At 56.6% G+C, this 16421-nt stretch carries 18 protein-coding genes; 12 read left to right on the top strand and 6 right to left on the bottom strand.

Features of this window, described 5'->3' with window-relative positions:
* Positions 1-10: 10 nt before the first annotated feature.
* Both ACR0FE_RS18795 and ACR0FE_RS18790 read left to right on the top strand, forming a co-directional pair.
* Positions 11-499: an Lrp/AsnC family transcriptional regulator gene (locus tag ACR0FE_RS18795; protein ID WP_170609741.1), complete on the top strand. Its 489-nt coding sequence runs from the start codon at positions 11-13 to the stop codon at positions 497-499.
* 30 nt (positions 500-529) lie between these two features.
* The gene (locus ACR0FE_RS18790; RefSeq protein ID WP_170805693.1) at positions 530-1093 is read left to right on the top strand and encodes a tetratricopeptide repeat protein; all 564 of its coding nucleotides are present in this window, start codon (positions 530-532) and stop codon (positions 1091-1093) included.
* Positions 1094-1241: 148 nt separating this feature from the next.
* On the opposite strand, the gene ACR0FE_RS18785 is transcribed toward ACR0FE_RS18790, so the two are convergent.
* From ACR0FE_RS18785 to ACR0FE_RS18760, 6 genes are all read right to left on the bottom strand, one after another.
* On the bottom strand, positions 1242-2237 hold the full coding sequence (locus tag ACR0FE_RS18785; RefSeq protein WP_480914588.1) for an ABC transporter ATP-binding protein: 996 nt from the start codon (positions 2235-2237) through the stop codon (positions 1242-1244).
* Positions 2234-3268, bottom strand: a complete 1035-nt coding sequence (locus ACR0FE_RS18780) for a Gfo/Idh/MocA family protein (RefSeq protein ID WP_480914586.1) — start codon at positions 3266-3268, stop codon at positions 2234-2236. The genes ACR0FE_RS18785 and ACR0FE_RS18780 overlap by 4 nt, the downstream gene beginning before the upstream one ends.
* Positions 3265-4104, bottom strand: coding sequence for a carbohydrate ABC transporter permease (locus ACR0FE_RS18775; RefSeq protein WP_480914585.1), 840 nt, complete (start codon positions 4102-4104; stop codon positions 3265-3267). The genes ACR0FE_RS18780 and ACR0FE_RS18775 overlap by 4 nt, the downstream gene beginning before the upstream one ends.
* Before the next feature lie 10 nt (positions 4105-4114).
* Positions 4115-5029 carry a carbohydrate ABC transporter permease gene (locus ACR0FE_RS18770; RefSeq protein ID WP_170609749.1) on the bottom strand — a complete coding sequence of 305 codons (915 nt, stop codon included), beginning with the start codon at positions 5027-5029 and terminating at the stop codon, positions 4115-4117.
* 71 nt (positions 5030-5100) lie between these two features.
* Complete coding sequence (locus ACR0FE_RS18765) at positions 5101-6354, bottom strand: ABC transporter substrate-binding protein (RefSeq protein ID WP_480914582.1); 1254 nt, start codon at positions 6352-6354, stop codon at positions 5101-5103.
* Positions 6355-6378: 24 nt separating this feature from the next.
* Positions 6379-7266, bottom strand: coding sequence for an N-acetylmuramic acid 6-phosphate etherase (locus ACR0FE_RS18760; protein ID WP_170609753.1), 888 nt, complete (start codon positions 7264-7266; stop codon positions 6379-6381).
* 167 nt (positions 7267-7433) lie between these two features.
* Here ACR0FE_RS18760 and ACR0FE_RS18755 point away from each other — a divergent pair, with 167 nt between their 5' ends.
* The 10 genes from ACR0FE_RS18755 (at position 7434) to ACR0FE_RS18710 (ending at position 15606) form a co-directional block, all read left to right on the top strand.
* Positions 7434-8309 (top strand): glucosamine kinase nucleotide-binding domain-containing protein, encoded by an 876-nt coding sequence (locus ACR0FE_RS18755; protein WP_480914580.1) that lies wholly within the window; start codon positions 7434-7436, stop codon positions 8307-8309.
* Complete coding sequence (locus ACR0FE_RS18750) at positions 8296-9045, top strand: GntR family transcriptional regulator (RefSeq protein WP_170609757.1); 750 nt, start codon at positions 8296-8298, stop codon at positions 9043-9045. Before ACR0FE_RS18755 ends, ACR0FE_RS18750 begins: the two co-directional genes overlap by 14 nt.
* 21 nt (positions 9046-9066) lie before the next feature.
* A complete protein-coding gene (locus tag ACR0FE_RS18745) occupies positions 9067-10095 on the top strand; it encodes an SIS domain-containing protein (protein ID WP_480914578.1) in 1029 nt (342 codons plus the stop codon).
* Positions 10092-11234: an N-acetylglucosamine-6-phosphate deacetylase gene (gene nagA / locus ACR0FE_RS18740; RefSeq protein ID WP_480914575.1), complete on the top strand. Its 1143-nt coding sequence runs from the start codon at positions 10092-10094 to the stop codon at positions 11232-11234. Before ACR0FE_RS18745 ends, nagA begins: the two co-directional genes overlap by 4 nt.
* 242 nt (positions 11235-11476) lie before the next feature.
* Positions 11477-12574 (top strand): tyrosine-type recombinase/integrase, encoded by a 1098-nt coding sequence (locus ACR0FE_RS18735; protein WP_480914574.1) that lies wholly within the window; start codon positions 11477-11479, stop codon positions 12572-12574.
* Positions 12567-13295 (top strand): hypothetical protein, encoded by a 729-nt coding sequence (locus tag ACR0FE_RS18730; RefSeq protein ID WP_480914572.1) that lies wholly within the window; start codon positions 12567-12569, stop codon positions 13293-13295. Before ACR0FE_RS18735 ends, ACR0FE_RS18730 begins: the two co-directional genes overlap by 8 nt.
* An 84-nt stretch (positions 13296-13379) precedes the next feature.
* The gene (locus ACR0FE_RS18725) at positions 13380-13583 is read left to right on the top strand and encodes a helix-turn-helix domain-containing protein (protein ID WP_170609766.1); all 204 of its coding nucleotides are present in this window, start codon (positions 13380-13382) and stop codon (positions 13581-13583) included.
* Positions 13583-14251 (top strand): helix-turn-helix domain-containing protein, encoded by a 669-nt coding sequence (locus ACR0FE_RS18720; protein WP_170609768.1) that lies wholly within the window; start codon positions 13583-13585, stop codon positions 14249-14251. The genes ACR0FE_RS18725 and ACR0FE_RS18720 overlap by 1 nt, the downstream gene beginning before the upstream one ends.
* Before the next feature lie 271 nt (positions 14252-14522).
* Positions 14523-15353 carry a class I SAM-dependent methyltransferase gene (locus ACR0FE_RS18715; RefSeq protein WP_170609769.1) on the top strand — a complete coding sequence of 277 codons (831 nt, stop codon included), beginning with the start codon at positions 14523-14525 and terminating at the stop codon, positions 15351-15353.
* A 43-nt stretch (positions 15354-15396) separates the two neighbouring features.
* Positions 15397-15606, top strand: coding sequence for a hypothetical protein (locus ACR0FE_RS18710; RefSeq protein WP_170609771.1), 210 nt, complete (start codon positions 15397-15399; stop codon positions 15604-15606).
* Positions 15607-16421 lie beyond the last annotated feature (815 nt).

Here is a 16421-nt window from a genome sequence, read left to right as displayed (position 1 = left end):
GGTAAGTGCGATGCAAAAAGACTTTTTGGATATTGATCGGTTCGATCAGTCAATTCTGACGATTCTGGCAGAGGACGGACGGGTATCCGTCGCGGATCTGGCTCGGCGGATCGGATTGTCGAAATCGCCGACACAGGCGCGGCTGAAACGGCTTGAGGCTGAAGGCATCATAACGGGCTATCGCGCCTTGCTTGATCCTATCCGCCTTGGACTGGATCATGTTGCGTTCGTCGAGGTACGCATGTCCGACACGCGAGAAAAGGCATTGGCCGAGTTCAACGCGGCGGTGCGCCGGGTGGCCGAGATCGAGCAGGCGCATATGATCGCCTCGAACTTTGACTACCTTCTCAAAGTCCGCACAGGGTCCATGTCTGAATACCGGGCGGTTCTGGCGGAAAAGATCTCGTCCCTGCCACACGTGGCGAATACATCGACTTTTGTCGCGATGGAGGCCGTGAAGGAAACCGGATTGTCAGGGGCCATCGAAAGGATCGGTTGACGAAACCCCGGGATGCACCATCATTGGCAGATGAAACTTCATGCCCTGCCTCTGATTGCCGTACTGGCCGCTACGGTTGCCAACGCTGAAGAATGTCCGCCAGCGCCCGATCACGTCGAAGACGTCGACCTGCTGATCTCGCAGGTTCAACAGGCGCCAAGCGAACAGGCCGCGCGTGAGATTTCTGGCCTGATGTGGGAGTTGTGGCGGGATGCGCCCGATGAAGATGCGCAAGCCATGCTGGACCGCGGCATGGCGCGCATCCAACGTCGCGATCTGTCAGGCGCGATACAGGAATTTGATCGGTTGATCGATTATTGCCCATCCTACGCCGAAGGCTACAATCAACGGGCTTTCGCAAATTATCTGCGTTCCAATTTCAAGGCGGCCCTGGTTGACCTTGACCGGGCAATCGAGCTTTCGCCCAACCATGTCGCGGCGATCAGCGGCCGGGCGCTGACACTGCTTGGGTTACACAGAATAGATCAGGCGCGTGAAGCGCTGGATGAAGCGCTGGTTTTAAATCCGTGGCTGGCCGAGCGTCATCTGGCCGGGCCGGGCGGACCGCTGGAACCCCCGGGCGAGGATATCTGACAATTGGTCATCCTGTGAAAATGTTTGGGGCGGCTTGAAAAACTGAATGCCCCGGTAGCCTTCTTCGATGCGTATGGGACAAGGCCGTTGCGAATAGCACCGATTGCTATACTCGACGGTTATCCGAACACGTTGTTGGCACCGCGCGTCACCGCAGGCGCATTCCGTCGCTGTCAAACCGATAGGCTTTATCCGGAGAGAACGACAGGTGCAGTTCTTCCCCTTCCGATATGGCATGTTGGCCGAACAACCGGGCTGTCACCGAATGCTCATGCACTTTTGCAATGACATTCGTATCGCCGCCCAACTTTTCAACGTGGCTCACGCGCGCGGCCAAGGGGCCGCCATCGGACAGGAACAGGTCTTCGGGACGGATGCCGATGGTGTTCTGCCCTTCGCCATGGACCAGATCTTCCGGCAGGAAGTTCATCGAGGGTGAGCCCAGAAAGCCAGCAACGAACTGGTTGGCCGGGTTATTGTACAATTCCATCGGGCTACCGATCTGTTCGACCCGACCGTCGCGCAGAACGACGATCTTGTCGGCCAGCGTCATGGCCTCGGTCTGATCGTGGGTCACGTAGATCATCGATGCATCCAGAGCGCGATGCAGGTTGGCGATCTCGATCCTTGTGTTCATGCGAAGCGCGGCGTCCAGGTTCGAAAGCGGTTCGTCAAACAGAAACAGCTTGGGTTCGCGGACGATCGCCCGGCCGATGGCGACACGCTGCCGTTGGCCACCTGACAGTTCAGACGGAAAACGATCCAGATACGGCTCCAGGTTCAGCATCCGGCTGGCATTGGCAACGCGTTCTTCCATCACCGCTTTGGGCTGTTTTTCCTGTTTCAGCGCCAGCGTCATGTTTCCGCGCACGCTGAGGTGAGGGTAGAGCGCATAGCTCTGGAACACCATCGCGATCCCGCGTTTGGAGGGCGGAACAAGGTTGACCTCATGGCCACCGATGCTGATTTCGCCCGAGGATGCATCCTCGAGCCCTGCAATCACACGCAGCAAGGTTGATTTGCCACAACCTGATGGGCCGACGAAGACGACAAATTCACCTTCTTCAACTTCAAGCGTGATGTCTTTCAGGACATGCACATTGCCAAAGGACTTGTTTACATTGGTCAGGGTCAGAGCGGTCATTGTGCGGGCTCCTCAAGGGAAACGGGTTGGCCGGTCCGGATGCTTTCATCCGCGGCCAGACAGATGGCGAGCGACTGTACGGCGTCGGTCATATGGCGGGTCAGGTCGATGTCTTCGGCAATGGCGCGCAGCATATAGGCCTGTTCGGCGTCACAAAGCTCCTGATGGCCGGGTTCATCGGGCATTTCGATTGTGCGGTCTCCGTCCGGCGTGTGGATCAGCAGACCGCCGACCTTGGTGTGGCCGTCGATATCGGCGGAAGCGCCCTTGTTGCCGTCCGTAATCGAAACGGACCCTTTGGGGGAAACGATATCTTTCACAAAGAACGCGGTTTCGGACATCATCGGGCCCCAGCCCGCTTCGTACCAGCCGACCGATCCATCGTCGAAGATCACCTGAAACTGACCGTAATTGTACATGTCAGGCGCGATCTCATCGGACAGGCGCAAGCCCATGCCATGCACGCGGACAGGGCGCGCGTCGGTGATCTGGCACATCACGTCGACATAGTGCACGCCGCAGTCAACGATGGGCGAGGTGGTCTGCATCAACGCTTTGTGCGTCTCCCATTCTGCGCCCGAAGATTGCTGGTTCAGGTTCAGGCGGAACACATAAGGCCCGCCCAGATCACGCGCCTCGGCAATCAGCCGCATCCATGAAGGGTGGTGGCGCAGGATATACCCGACGACCAGTTTGCGGTTCAGTCGAGTGGCGGTTGCAACCACGCGCCGTGCGTCAGCGACGTTGGTGGCAAGAGGCTTTTCAACGAACACATGCGCACCGGCTTCCATCGCCGCGCAGGCGTAGTCGGCATGACTGTCCGAGTAGGTGGCGACCACCACCAGATCCGGTTTCGTTTTGGCCAGCGCCGCTGCGAAGTCCGAATAAGCCGGATAACCGGCAAGCTCGGGGTGATCCACACGGCCGGACCGGTTCACCAAACCGACGATCTGGGCGTCGGGATGGTGGTGGTGAGCCAGCGCGTGGCTCAGCCCCATATTGCCAAGGCCTGCAATCAGAACACGGGTCATTTGACAGCTCCGGATGTAATGCCGCGGATCAACTGGCGTGAGAAGATGACGTACAGGATCAGCACCGGCAGGATCGCCATGGACAGCGCCGACAGAACAGCGTTCCAGTCGGTGACGAACTGGCCGATGAAGACCTGGCTGCCCAGCGTCAGCGTTTTGGTTTCTTCAGCCGGGGCAAGGATCAGCGGGAACCAGAGGTCGTTCCAGATCGGGATCATGTTGAACACGGCCACGGTTGCCATGGCAGGGCGGACGAGGGGCAGCACCAGCCGGAAGAAGATCGTGTATTCCGACAGCCCGTCGATGCGGCCGGCATTCTTCAGGTCATCGCTGACCTGTCGCATGAACTCGGACAGGATAAACACCGCCAACGGCAAACCTTGCGCTGTATAGACCAGTATCAGCGCCCAGAGGCTGTTTACCAGCCCTGTTGCCACCATCATCTCAAGGATTGCGACGGTGCCGATGCGGATCGGGATCATGATCCCAAGCGCCAGGTACAGGCCCATCACCAGGTTGCCCTTGAACTTGTATTCGGACAGCGCATAGGCCGCCATGGCGCCGAACAGCAGGATGAAGAACAGCGATGCCACGGTGACGATCATCGAATTCTGGAAATAAAGGAAGAAATCCCCCTGCTTCATCACCGTCTCATAGCCGATCATCGAAAAGCTTTCCGAATTCGGCAAAGCCAACGGTTCGCGAAAGATGGCGCGGCGGGATTTGAAGCTGTTGATCAGGATCACGAAGACCGGGAACAGGGCGATCAACGTGTAGAGGATCAGCGCGCCGTGCATGGCGTACATATTGAGGGGGTTATGACGTGCTTTGTTCATCGCTTGGCCCTCACAGTTGATACCGGCGCATCCGGGTCTGGATGCCGAACAGGTAGATGCAGACACCGACGAGGATGATGGCGAACATCGCACCGGCTATCGCGGACCCCATATGCGGATCGCCCAGCTGCAACTGGAAGCCGAAGAATGTGCGGTACATGAATGTGCCCAGAATGTCGGTTGAGAAGTCCGGACCCGCCAGCGCACCTTGGGCCGCATAGATCAGGTCAAACGCGTTGAAATTGCCTACGAAGGTCAGGATCGAGATAATCCCGATCGACGGCAGGATCAGCGGCAGTTTGATTTTCCAGAATGCGGCGGCACCGGTGATGCCATCGATCTCTCCAGCCTCAAGAATTTCTTCCGGAATGGTCAGTAGGGCGGCATAGATCAGCATCATCGGGATGCCCACGAATTGCCAGACCGAGATCAGCGCCAGCGTGGTCAACGCGTATTCCTCTTTCCCCAGCCACGGTGCGTAAAGAGACTTGAGGCCGATGGCGTCCAACATGGACGGTGCGATGCCCCAGATCGGGGACAGGATAAGCTTCCAAGCGAACCCGACGATCACGAAGCTCAGGATCGTGGGGATGAAGATCGCTGATCGGTAAAGCGCAGCAAACCGCAGGCGCGGGTGGCTGAGCAGGGCGGCCAGAGCGATCCCGATGGGGTTCTGCACCAGCATGTGGATCAGGAAGAACCAGAAATTGTTGCCCAATGCGTTCCAGAACTGTTCAGACCAGATGGGGTCGAAAAACAGCGTTTGAAAATTCTGCAATCCAACGAAGACGCGGCTCTGATCGATCTCGGTGTAAAGCGCCAGACGCAGCGTGTTGAACAGCGGAAAGATCATCACTGCGGTGTAAACCAGCACGGCGGGTGCCAGAAAAACAACGATATGCCAGCGGAAGCGGGGGCGGTTCATCGGACTGCTTTCAATGGAGTGTCGGGTATACCCGGGCGATCATCGCCGCCCGGGTAAGGTTGAGGCCAAACTTACTGGTGCGGCGCGTACCAGGAGGACAGACCCTCCTGCAGTTCTGCGCCCAGTTCCTCGGGGGTGCTGGTGCCTTTGATGGCGGCGACCGATGCGCCCCAGGTTTCGTTTTCAAGGTTCGGCGTGCCGCGCGACAGGATTTGATAGGTCGAGCGGATGGTCGATTCACACTCGTCGCGCCAGCCGACGAATTCCTTGGCCAGCGGGTCCTGCAGTTCTACCGGAGTATTGGACAGCGGGAAGAAGCCGGGCACGGCGTTGCCGAAAATCTCGGCGAACTCGGGGCTTGCGACCCAGGCGAGGAAGGTTTCTGCCGCTTCGGGATGCTCGGTGGCAGCATTCATGCCAATGCCGATATCGGTGTGGTCCGAGATGTAGCAGGTATCGCCCGCATTTTGGACCGGGGGCTTGAACGCGCCCATTTCGAAATCCGCCTGCGAGTTGAAACCGGCAATCTCCCACGAACCGGCAGGGTAGATCGCTGCGCGGCCCAGCGTGAAGATATTCTGGCTGTCAGGATAGGTCTGCGCCTCATACCCGTCACCCAGATACTGGCTCCAACGTGCCAGAGTGGCGTAAGGGGCCGTCCACGGCTCATCGGTCAGTTTCTGTTCGCCCGCGATCAGGGCCTGTCGACCTTCTTCGCCTTTCCAATAGTTCGGACCGATGTTGTTATAGCCCATCGTGGCGGCTTCCCACTGGTCGTTGGTGCCCATCGCCATCGGGATGTAGCTGCCGTCTTCCTTGATCTTGTCGAGCGCGGCAAAGAATTCATCTTCTGTGGTCGGGACTTCAATACCCAGTTCGGCAAATGCATCCTTGTTGTAGATGAAACCATGGATCACCGACGCCATCGGAACGCAGAAGCTGGCCGAGCCGTCATCCGTCTGCCACGCGGACTTGGCCACGTCCGAGAAGTTGCTCATCGCTTCGACCGAGGACAGATCGGTCAGGTGACCAGCTTCGTACAGGGCCAGAGAAGCGTCGAAAGGACGGCAGGTGATCAGATCTCCGGCCGAACCTGCATCGAGCTTCGAGTTAAGAACCGCGTTGTATTCTGCCGGGGCCGACGGGGTGAATTGCAGTTTGATGCCCGGGTTTGCGGCCTCGAACGCCGGAATGATCTGCTCTTGCCACAAAGTCAGGTCGTCATTGCGCCAGCTTTCGATGGTCAGCGTCACATCCTCGGCCATGGCGCCGGTCGCGGCCAGTGTCGAGCCGAGCAAGGCCAGTTTCAGACTTCTATAAGTCATTTCTCTCTCCCAGTTGGTTAGCAGTCATGTGTCCTGCGCCAGTGCGGCGCTTAGGTTTCCATTTGCATTGCGCAGTCGCGCGGTTGCTTCGAGTAAGGTCAGGTCAAGCGCCGCGATCAGAATGGCGGGTTTTACCTCGCCTTTTGCAATCGCCAGCGCCCGGTTGGCCGTTTCGCTGTGGACGCGGGCGATGCGGCAAACGATGCCGGTGGCCCGGGCGCGCAGCTTGTCATTGTCGGCGTGCAAGTTGACCATCATGCCGTCGTGAACATGACCCAGTTCCAGCGCCATCAGCGTGGACAGCATGTTCAGGGCGATCTTCTGCGCGGTTCCGGCCCCCATGCGGGTCGAACCCGAAACCAGTTCGGGCGGTGTTGCCAGCAGGATCGGAATGTCGGCCTTCTGCAAAAGTGGGCTGCCGGCATTGTTGGCAATACCGATCACGCAGGCGCCGCGCGCGCGGGCAATCTCGATGGCTGCCACCGTATAGGCGGTTGAGCCGCTGGCTGAGACCGCGATGACCGTGTCACGCTTGCCTAACGCGCTGAAAGCCTGGTCAAGCCCGTCCTGCAGATCCTCGGCGTCACCGGGCATTTCCACCCCGGTTGGAAGGCCACCGGCCATATGAATGCGCAGTTGGTTGGACGGTATCGAAAAGGTTCCGCCCAGTTCCTGCGCGTCTGCTGCGGCCATCAGGCCGGAAGATCCGGCGGCGGTGTAATGCAGAACTCCACCTGCCTGAATCGTCCGTGCCATTGCGTGCGCACCCTTTGCGATCGCGTCGGCCGCGTCACGTACGGATTGCGCCGCCGCTATCTGGCCCTCGGCCAGCAGCAATGCCGAGGCGGAAAGGTCGCCCGAATCCAGGTTGGCGGCAGCGCTGTGCACTTGTTCTGTTGATGGCAGCGTCAAAGGATTCCCCCTGTTGATCGGTTTACAATACCTATTTAATACCAATTGTCCAACACTTTATTTTCTTCATGATTTCCCGGCGCTTGGTGCGATAATTGGCGATATTTTGTTGATTTCGGTCTAATTCAGTCTTTCAAAAAGCTTAAAGGTATTATAATGGTATTGTCATGACTGAGTCCCTTGCAGATGCTGTTTTGGCCGTGGATGGTGGTGGAACGCGATGCCGCGTTGCCTGCGCCATTGCGGGCAGTGTCTGTCAGGTTGAAGCTGGCTCTGCGAATGTTTCAACGGATTTTAATGGTGCCGTGGGTCAGATTCGGGCCGGGCTTGACGCGTTGGCGGGAAAGCTTGGCGTTGATCCCCGTTCGATGATCGGCCTGCCTGCGTTTGTCGGCCTCGCCGGTGTGACAGATGCCGCTTTGGCACAAAGACTTAAAGATGCGGTGGGGTTTGCCTGCGCGCGTGTCGAAGACGACAGGCCTGCTGCGGTTCGGGGCGCGCTGGGCGCGCAGGATGGCGTCGTGGTCCATTGCGGAACCGGTTCGTTTCTGGCGTCGCAGCGGAGCCGCGTCATGCGGTTCGCAGGTGGCTGGGGCCCCGTTCTTGGTGACGAGGCATCGGCGCAATGGGTCGGCCGGCAAGCATTGTCCCGAGCGCTGAGCGCACTTGATGGCGTTCATCCCCGGTCCGACCTGACGCGAAGCCTGTTGTCCGATCTTGGGGGGGCGCCCGGTATCGTGCAGTTTGCCGGCAGGGCCACACCATTTCAGTTCGGCGAACTCGCGCCCCAGGTCACAAAAGCTGCCGGAAACGGCGACGTCGTCGCCGTGCGGATCATGCGGGCAGGGGCGGGTTATGTCGTGGAAACCGCCGGTCAATTGGGCTGGCAAAGCGGCGTTACGATTTGCCTGACCGGCGGTATTGCAAATCACTATGCCGACTATCTGCCGCCGGACATGCAATCCTTCATTCGCCCGCCATTGGGAGAGCCTTTGGCAGGGGCGCTGGAACTGGCGAGGGAGGTTCAGCATGAGTATCACTGATTTCCTGCGCCCCGACGCGTGGCTGGGCCGCGACAACGGTCCCCGTTATGTGCAACTGCGACGCAGATTGCAGGAAGGTGTCGATACCGGCGTGCTGCCGCCGGGCTCTTCGCTGCCTTCCGAGCGGGAACTGGTTGAAATAACAGATCTTTCGCGCGTGACCATCCGAAAGGCTATTCAGGAGCTGGTGCAAGAGGGCGTCATCGAGCAAAGGCAGGGCTCGGGTTCGTTCATTCGCCAGCGATTGCCCCGTGTCGAGCAGTCGCTGACGCACCTGACATCCTTCACCGAGGATATGGCCAGCCGGGGCATGCAAACCACCTCGAAATGGCTGGAGCGCGGAGTGTTCGAGCCGTCTGCCGAGGAAGTGAACGCCCTGAACCTGTCCGAGGGCGAGCAGATTTCCCGTATCTATCGCCTGCGCGAGGCCGATGGCCGACCGCTGGCGTTGGAACGGGCAGCCTTGCCGCTGGACATCCTGCCCAACCCGATCGAAGTGACCACATCCCTGTATGAAGTGCTCGACGATCTGGGGCATCGCCCGGTTCGTGCGGTGCAGAAGATTTCAGCCCTCAACCTGGCGGCGCGCGAGGCGGATTTGCTGGCTGTTCCCGAAGGGGCGGCAGGGCTGAACATAGAACGCATATCATTTCTGAAAAACGGACGGGTCGCGGAACTGACCCGATCCCTCTATCGCGGTGACGCCTACGACTTCGTAGCTGAATTGCGGTTGTAACACGGAAAGGCCGGTACTCTTATGTCCGCAGAAACCACAAAAATGCGCCGGGAGATTCTGGAAATCCCCGACGCGGTCGAACGGCTGCTGTCTCAGGGCGCGGCCCAGATCCAGACGGCGGCCCAACTGGCGCGCGATGCCGATCCGCGTTTTCTGGTGTCAGTGGCGCGCGGTTCTTCCGATCATGTCTGCACTTATCTGAAATACGCCAGCGAGTTGCTGCTGGGTTTGCCGGTGGCCTCGGTCGGGCCTTCCGTCAGCTCAATTTATGGCGTTGATCTGAAAGCAGACGGAACACTGTGCCTGTCGGTCTCCCAGTCGGGTCAAAGCCCGGATATCGTCGGAATGACCCGATCGCTCAAGGCGTCAGGCGCGCTTACGATGGCGATCACCAACAACACAGAATCGCGCCTAGCCGAGGTGGCGGACGCGGTGTTGCCGATTCACGCGGGCCCCGAGCTGAGCGTGGCGGCCACCAAAACATTTGTGACATCGCTTGTTGCCGGGCTGTGGCTGTTGGCCGAGATCAAGGGTGATGCGGCGCTGTTGCGCGCCATTCACGCGCTGCCAGATCATCTGGCCGACGCCGCGCGGTGTGACTGGTCTGCTGCAGCCGCGGCCATCGACGGGCGGTCGCTGTTTACTCTTGGCCGGGGACCCTCGCTGGCGATCTCCAACGAAGCGGCCCTCAAGATCAAGGAAACCTGCCAGATCCACGCCGAAAGCTACTCGGCCGCCGAAGTGCTGCATGGGCCTGTCTCCATTGTCGACGAGGGGTTCCCAACAATTGTGTTTGCCGCCCGCGACGCCGCCGAGCAAAATGCGGCTGAAGCCGCCGATGCACTGGCAGAAAAAGGAGCGACCGTGTTTGCAGCGACGGACAAGGTCAAACGGGCCGAACCCTTGCCGGTTGTGCGCACCGATCACTGGCTGACAGATCCGATAACGGCGATCACGGCCTTTTATGGCATGGTCGAAGCTGTAGCTGACAATCGCGGAATTGATCCCGATACCCCGCGACATCTGAAGAAAGTGACCGAGACGGTATGAGCGCCAGCGCGATAACATTCAGAAACGGAAAAATATTTGACGGTGCGCAGTTGCTGAGCGATCGGCCGGTGCGGCTCATCGATGGGAACCTGACTATTCTTGGGCGCGAATCGGATGCATCGGGCGAAGGGGGCGTCGTTGATCTGGGCGGAGATATTCTGAGCCCTGGATATGTCGACCTTCAGGTCAATGGCGGCGACGGGGTGATGTTCAATGACGACCCCTCCGTCGAAACCCTTGGCCGGATAGCTGCGGCACACAAGCGGTTGGGTGTGTCGCATCTGTTGCCGACGCTGATCACCGACACGGCAGAGAAGACGGCGGCTGCCATCGAGGCCGCTGTTCAGGCGGTTCGGAAAGGTGTTCCCGGCATTGCCGGCCTGCATCTGGAAGGGCCGCACCTGTCGGTTGCCCGAAAAGGGGCGCATGACGCTTCTTTGATCCGGTCCATGGGGGATGCGGACCTTGATGCGCTGATCAGGGCCGCCGAGTTGCTGCCATGCCTGAAAGTGACGCTCGCCCCCGAGGCAGTGACACTGGAACAGGTCATGGAACTCAAGCAGGTCGGCGCCCTGGTGTCGCTGGGCCATAGCGATGCGGATTTCGAAACCTGCCAGCGCTATGCCAAAGCTGGGGCATCTTGCGTCACTCATCTGTTCAACGCGATGAGCCAGATGGGCAATCGTGAACCTGGCCTTGTCGGCACCGCCTTGGCCAATGGTGGTTTGTCTGCAGGCCTTATAGCCGACGGCATTCATGTGCATCCCGAAGTGATGCGGACCGCCTGGGCTGCCAAAACCGGACCCGGCCGGATCTTTCTTGTCAGTGATGCAATGGCTGTGGCCGGAACGGATCAAACCGAATTCAAACTGGAGGGGCGTCGCATTACGCGCACTGATGGGCGGCTAACCCTTGGCGATGGAACTTTGGCTGGCGCCGATCTGGATTTGACGACCGCTGTCAGAACCCTGGTTGAACAGGTCGGTGTGCCCTTGCAGGACGCACTTGTGGCCGCGATTACAACACCTGCACGGATGATCGGGTTGCCGCCTGCGCCCTTGCAGGCGGACACAATGATCCGGATATCTTCTGACCTTAAATCCTGCACGTGGTTGTCCAAAAGCCTGCCCCCTGCCTGAGGCAGGTTTTTTGATTTCCACCCGGCGAACTGCGCTTGACGCGGTCTGATGCATCGCTTAAACCGCCACCTGCTGAGCGGGCGTCGTATACTGGCTATTACCTCAGCCTTCCAAGCAAGCGTTATGAGTTTCCCAGGCATTCCTGCAGTTGCCAAGCCATTCATACTATGTATTTATTTTGTTGATACTCGTTCCTCGAGTTTCCTTGAGTTTCAATTCACTTCCGACAAAAAACTGACAAAATGCCAAAGCTCACAGAGACCTTCGCCCGCAAGGTTCCACAGACAAAAAAGGGCACTGCCAAGCACTGGGATAGCGAGGTCAAAGGGCTCGTTCTATTCGTCGGCAAGCAGTCCAAAACCTGGTACTTCCAGAAAGATGTTGGAGGGCAAACCCGGCGGGTTTTAATCGGTCGGCACCCTCTGATCTCTGCGGACGTCGCACGACAAACTGCATTGGGTTTTGCGTTGGACTGGGGCAGGGGAGCAGGCAGGCAGCTGCAGATTGGAGCACCCACTCTTGAGACAGCTATGGAAACTTATTTGGCACGTCCAAAGCTTCGGTCTGAGGCCCACCGGTCAGGGTTGCGGCAGCAGTTCGAGCTTCATTTGAAAGATTGGCTACGCCTGCCGCTGAATGAGATCACAAAATCCATGGTGGTTGAGCGCCATAGGTCGATGGCCGCGACACCGTCCTCCGCAAATCACACTTTGAAGTACTTTCGGACAGTCTGGAATCACGCGCGGCGGGTGCATGATCTGCCGGAAAGCCCAACGATGGCCATAGAGTGGTATGAGGAACAACCAAATGGCTCGATAATTGAGGATTTGAACGCGTGGCGCGAGGCCGTTGATGAGCTCTACAACCCGATCCACAGGGTATTCTACGAATTGCTCTTGTTCACAGGGCTTCGCAAAACCGAGGCACTGACGCTCGAATGGAAGAACGTGCAGAAAGATCACATACATTTGCCGATGACCAAGAACGGGCGCAGTTTTGATCTCCCCATATCGCAAGTGCATCACGAGATACTTGCTCCTTTACGGGGCCTTCATCACCAATGGGTCTTTCCCTCTCCGAAGTCACCGAGTGGCCATTTGAAAGGACCCCAGCGTATGCAATGGTCCATTCATTCCCATCGTCGGACATTCGCGACGGTCGCCATGGAGGCTGGAATATTGGAAGAGATTGTAGGACGCCTTCTCAATCACGCGCCGCTATCAATCACCGGTCAGCGCTACGTGAAGCCGTCGCTAGACGCCCTCACACCAGCGATGGATTCTGTGTGTCGGGAATTGACCCGCAGGACAAGGAGGAACGCGGTGGATTGTAATGTCTAAGCGGGATTGGATTTGGCCTGTCGATTCCGACTTACCTGAATTGGATATGCCATATCCAGCGGAGTTTAGTAGTGAGCCCAGCGAATTCAATACGGAGTTAATTCGCCTCCTGAGAAAGCACTTTGATAAGTACGAACGCTTTGATAACGAAAGCTATGGCTGGATGGCCCATTACCTAAATTTCGACCAAGCTCATGAACTAGACGAGTTCTGGTCATCTAAAGAGGCTCTGGAAGACCTCGCTAGGCTCAGAACACGCCTAAACGAAGCAGGAGAAATCTTGGATCGGCTTCCTACGCCCGTCAGTGATGCGTTTCGCATCGGCGCATTGAATCGGAGTGGTTTGCGAAATCAATACAAAGTGGCTGATGTTCGTAACGTCTGGTTAAACGATGCAATTGAAGAAACACCACATTGGAAGGCGATGATGGCCGAAGTAGAGTTCTTCAAGAGACTTCGCTACTATATTGAATTGATTAAAGATGCTGAAACTGCTGCTGCTCAGGGCAAGCCGGTCGGGAAGAAGGCAATTGAAGCTTGGCGCTTAGTCTCGGCTTGTGTCAGGCTTTGTGAGCGCCACCCAGACACAATCCGAGTTCCTAAAGCGATGAATGAAGGTGGTCCATTCTATCGATTCCTGTGCGATATGTTCGAGGTGTTTGGTATTGAAGAGCTTCCAACGTCGGCATTTAGAGGCTGGAAAAAACATGTGGGTCGTTAGAAGGATTCTTTCTTTCTAACGACCCATGACGAAAATGCCACCTACGCCTTTTTTGTTCCTAGACATACTCAAAGGAGCAAGGCCATGCAGGCGCACTATCTGACAACACAAGAAGCTGCTCAATACACCGGAATAAGCCAAAGCTATCTCGCAAAACTGCGCATGGGTATCGGTAGCGTTACGGGACCGAGGTTTATTCGGATCGGTTTACGATCCATCCGCTACAAGCGCTCTGATCTCGATGCGTGGATGATTTCGCGAAGCGAAGGTGTCGGGGGAGAGGGCTAATGGCTCGAACGGCTCCATTTACGAAACTTCGCTACCATTGGAAGAGGCGAATTCAAAGTTCAGCTCATCTGGCACCACGAACCAAGCACTTTGCAATGTTCGTCTGCGATCAGTTTGTGTCAAAAGCGAATGGTTGCTTCTGGGCCAGAAATACAACGCTCGCCAGCGCGTTTGGCGTTCATGAGCGCAGCATCCAGCGTTATCTTCGGGAACTCGAAGTGTGCGGTTGGATCACGCGTGTTCGTCGACGCGGCGTTCGTCGCACATTTCAGATCAGCGTGCCGCGAGACGCCGAATGCGACACTGAACATGACATTGAAATACGCAAAAGGGCGACAGACCTGTACCGGAAAGGCGACAACGTTGTCGCGCAAAATAAGAACATAGGAAAGAACATAGAAATCAAGCTCGGTGCGACATGTGGTGGTGCGTATCATTGGTTCGACGAAAGAGACGCATCTGCTCTTCGTGAATGGGAAGCGTTCGTAACTGCCAAGACCGCCTTCAATTTTGAGGCGTTGGCGCAATTGCTGAGAAAGGATGGTTCTATTGCTTTGCCGGCACGTTTCCCAAAATCTGAAGAAGCAGATCGGTATGTTCGGTTCTTTGGCGAAGTCATTCTCAGCAAAGGACAGAGCATTGGTACTGCACCGTCGCCAACTCGATGAAGGTCTCCTTGGGGGGGCATCAAAAGTCTTAGGGCTAAAAGCTAGGGACCGGTGGGGGTAGTCAGATTTTTTCGCGTGAAACTTTTAAGGGGGGGGTCCCACGAATTGTGCACTTAGGGCTGTAAACAGACTTTTTCTACACCGTTCATGGAACTCCGAAAAGAGGAGCAGAACAGACATCAAACTATCGCTGAACATCCGCACCGCGGACAAGGCAGACATTTCGGATAACCGCGTGTACCCTAACTGCATCGATTAGAGAGGCTGTGTAATGACTAATCCGAATGAAGTCGCGCACCATTACCATTCCGGACACCTGCTCCAGCAGATTTCTGATGGTTGCGCTGCGCTGAACCTAACCCCACCATTTTCTCAAGACGCCTTGGCTCCAGTTGACGAGTTTCACGTTGGTGGGCGCCTCGCAACCGAACCGTTTGTGAAGGCTCTTGGCCTTACGCCCGAAAGCCGGGTTATCGATTTTGGATGCGGTCTCGGCGGTCCGGCACGCTATGTCGCGGCAGCTACCGGAGCGCACGTAACCGGCGTTGATTTGACCGCTGAGTTTGTGGAAACCGGACGGACACTCACAGAATGGACAGGGTTATCGGATCGGGTTCAACTTATCGAAGGCAGCGTGCTCGATTTGCCGATAGAAGCTGGTTCCATGGACGCCGCTTATATGATCCACGTTGGCATGAACATCGCGGACAAACTAGGCATAGCGCGCGAGGCGAAACGGGTCCTCAAGCCAGGAGGAATCTTTGCAATTTACGATGTGATGCTAGTCGGAGAGGGACAAATGGACTATCCGGCGCCTTGGGCTTTTTCTTCAGATCAAAGCTCACTTGCATCACCAGAGACGTATGAGGCTGCTTTGAAGTCCGTTGGTTTCGAGGTGAGTGACCGGATCGACCGCACTGAATTTGCCAAACAGTTCTTCGCCGATCTGGCTGCCGCGCAAAGCCGTGCAGATGGCCCTCCACCACTGGGTCTTCATCTTATCATGGGCGATGATACCGCGCTTAAGGTTCAACACATGGTTCGGAACATCGCCGGTGGATTGATTGCTCCGATTGAAATCCACTCTCGCCTCCCAGAGTAATAAACCACTCTATACTATCGGCGAATGCCAGAAAGGTAGGTTGATGGCAGCAGACAATTTCCGACTGACCAAAGAAGCTACTCTCAAATGTGACAGCCATATTGTGCCGGCTATGTTTGGACCACTGGCGCAAGCGACAATGGAGAAGGCGCCGATTTCGTTCCGCGATGGAGACTTAATTTCGAACCTTCTGACGGACGCAGGCTTCCAAATCAGCCGTCATGACGCCTTTGTGCTTGAACGCCGTTTTTGAAGACCTGCGGGAGGTGGACCTCAGAAAGGCGAGTGACGATATTGCTGAAGCGGTTGTGGCAGAAGTGGCTGCTGAGCCGGCCCAGTACGACAAGTCCGGAGTATTGCGCGTTCCACAAGAAGCGCATCTTTTCGTCGCCGAAACGAGAGAGGAGATTCGTCGAGGGCTGAACCAAAGACGGCAGTGCAGACGCAGAGGCCGTTTGCTGCGGCGCAGAGCTCCGGTTTCAATTGAATGATTGCTCAGCAGACGGAGTGAACGAACAGAGCTATCTTTCGCTGTTTGGTCTAAAAGCGCGGATTCTCATTGTCTATCTCAGGGCAAAAGCCTTCTTCTACTACAGGATCGATACATAGCTTGCGACGGACGCTCTATTTAGAAAAAAGGCCAGTAGAAGAAAAAACAACAATATTGGGGCCGCAAATATAGCTTTTCTTATCATAAGTTTTAGGGAGCTATTCTTGTTCGGCCCAAACGTTTCGACCTCGTCGTCGTTTAAAGGTGGGAATAGCTCCCTTTTGCTTTGCTTAACCATAGTCAACTCGTAAAAACTATTTATTCTTTTTCAGACCTCACATTAACCGAGTGTTAACGCCCCTATTATTTCCGTTTTAGCGATTTTTTTTGATCTCTTTTGGAGACAAAAACTTTAAAATTACCGCCATTGTCAACAGTCTTATGTTCCCAGGTGATTCTTTTGGGAGTAACGGCTAAGCTGTTAATGTTAAATTAAAAATATCCACTCCGAAATGTCGGATCGTTGCCACATTCTGGCCCCGTTTTGACAACACTCTTAAGTGTGGCATTTGCACGTC

It is taken from the genome of Ruegeria sp. K7 (assembly GCF_056531785.1).
Note: the sequence above shows the minus strand (reverse complement) of the source record. Positions and strands in the feature narration are given on the sequence as shown.

Excerpts from the sequence above, each read along its gene's own strand:
- ACR0FE_RS18795 (WP_170609741.1), top strand. The coding sequence starts at position 11 with ATGCAAAAAGACTTTTTGGATATTGATCGGTTCGATCAGTCAATTCTG.
- ACR0FE_RS18790 (WP_170805693.1), top strand. The coding sequence starts at position 530 with ATGAAACTTCATGCCCTGCCTCTGATTGCCGTACTGGCCGCTACGGTT.
- ACR0FE_RS18785 (WP_480914588.1), bottom strand. The coding sequence starts at position 2,237 with ATGACCGCTCTGACCCTGACCAATGTAAACAAGTCCTTTGGCAATGTG.
- ACR0FE_RS18780 (WP_480914586.1), bottom strand. The coding sequence starts at position 3,268 with ATGACCCGTGTTCTGATTGCAGGCCTTGGCAATATGGGGCTGAGCCAC.
- ACR0FE_RS18775 (WP_480914585.1), bottom strand. The coding sequence starts at position 4,104 with ATGAACAAAGCACGTCATAACCCCCTCAATATGTACGCCATGCACGGC.
- ACR0FE_RS18770 (WP_170609749.1), bottom strand. The coding sequence starts at position 5,029 with ATGAACCGCCCCCGCTTCCGCTGGCATATCGTTGTTTTTCTGGCACCC.
- ACR0FE_RS18765 (WP_480914582.1), bottom strand. The coding sequence starts at position 6,354 with ATGACTTATAGAAGTCTGAAACTGGCCTTGCTCGGCTCGACACTGGCC.
- ACR0FE_RS18755 (WP_480914580.1), top strand. The coding sequence starts at position 7,434 with ATGACTGAGTCCCTTGCAGATGCTGTTTTGGCCGTGGATGGTGGTGGA.
- ACR0FE_RS18750 (WP_170609757.1), top strand. The coding sequence starts at position 8,296 with ATGAGTATCACTGATTTCCTGCGCCCCGACGCGTGGCTGGGCCGCGAC.
- ACR0FE_RS18745 (WP_480914578.1), top strand. The coding sequence starts at position 9,067 with ATGTCCGCAGAAACCACAAAAATGCGCCGGGAGATTCTGGAAATCCCC.
- nagA (WP_480914575.1), top strand. The coding sequence starts at position 10,092 with ATGAGCGCCAGCGCGATAACATTCAGAAACGGAAAAATATTTGACGGT.
- ACR0FE_RS18735 (WP_480914574.1), top strand. The coding sequence starts at position 11,477 with ATGCCAAAGCTCACAGAGACCTTCGCCCGCAAGGTTCCACAGACAAAA.
- ACR0FE_RS18730 (WP_480914572.1), top strand. The coding sequence starts at position 12,567 with ATGTCTAAGCGGGATTGGATTTGGCCTGTCGATTCCGACTTACCTGAA.
- ACR0FE_RS18725 (WP_170609766.1), top strand. The coding sequence starts at position 13,380 with ATGCAGGCGCACTATCTGACAACACAAGAAGCTGCTCAATACACCGGA.
- ACR0FE_RS18720 (WP_170609768.1), top strand. The coding sequence starts at position 13,583 with ATGGCTCGAACGGCTCCATTTACGAAACTTCGCTACCATTGGAAGAGG.
- ACR0FE_RS18715 (WP_170609769.1), top strand. The coding sequence starts at position 14,523 with ATGACTAATCCGAATGAAGTCGCGCACCATTACCATTCCGGACACCTG.
- ACR0FE_RS18710 (WP_170609771.1), top strand. The coding sequence starts at position 15,397 with ATGGCAGCAGACAATTTCCGACTGACCAAAGAAGCTACTCTCAAATGT.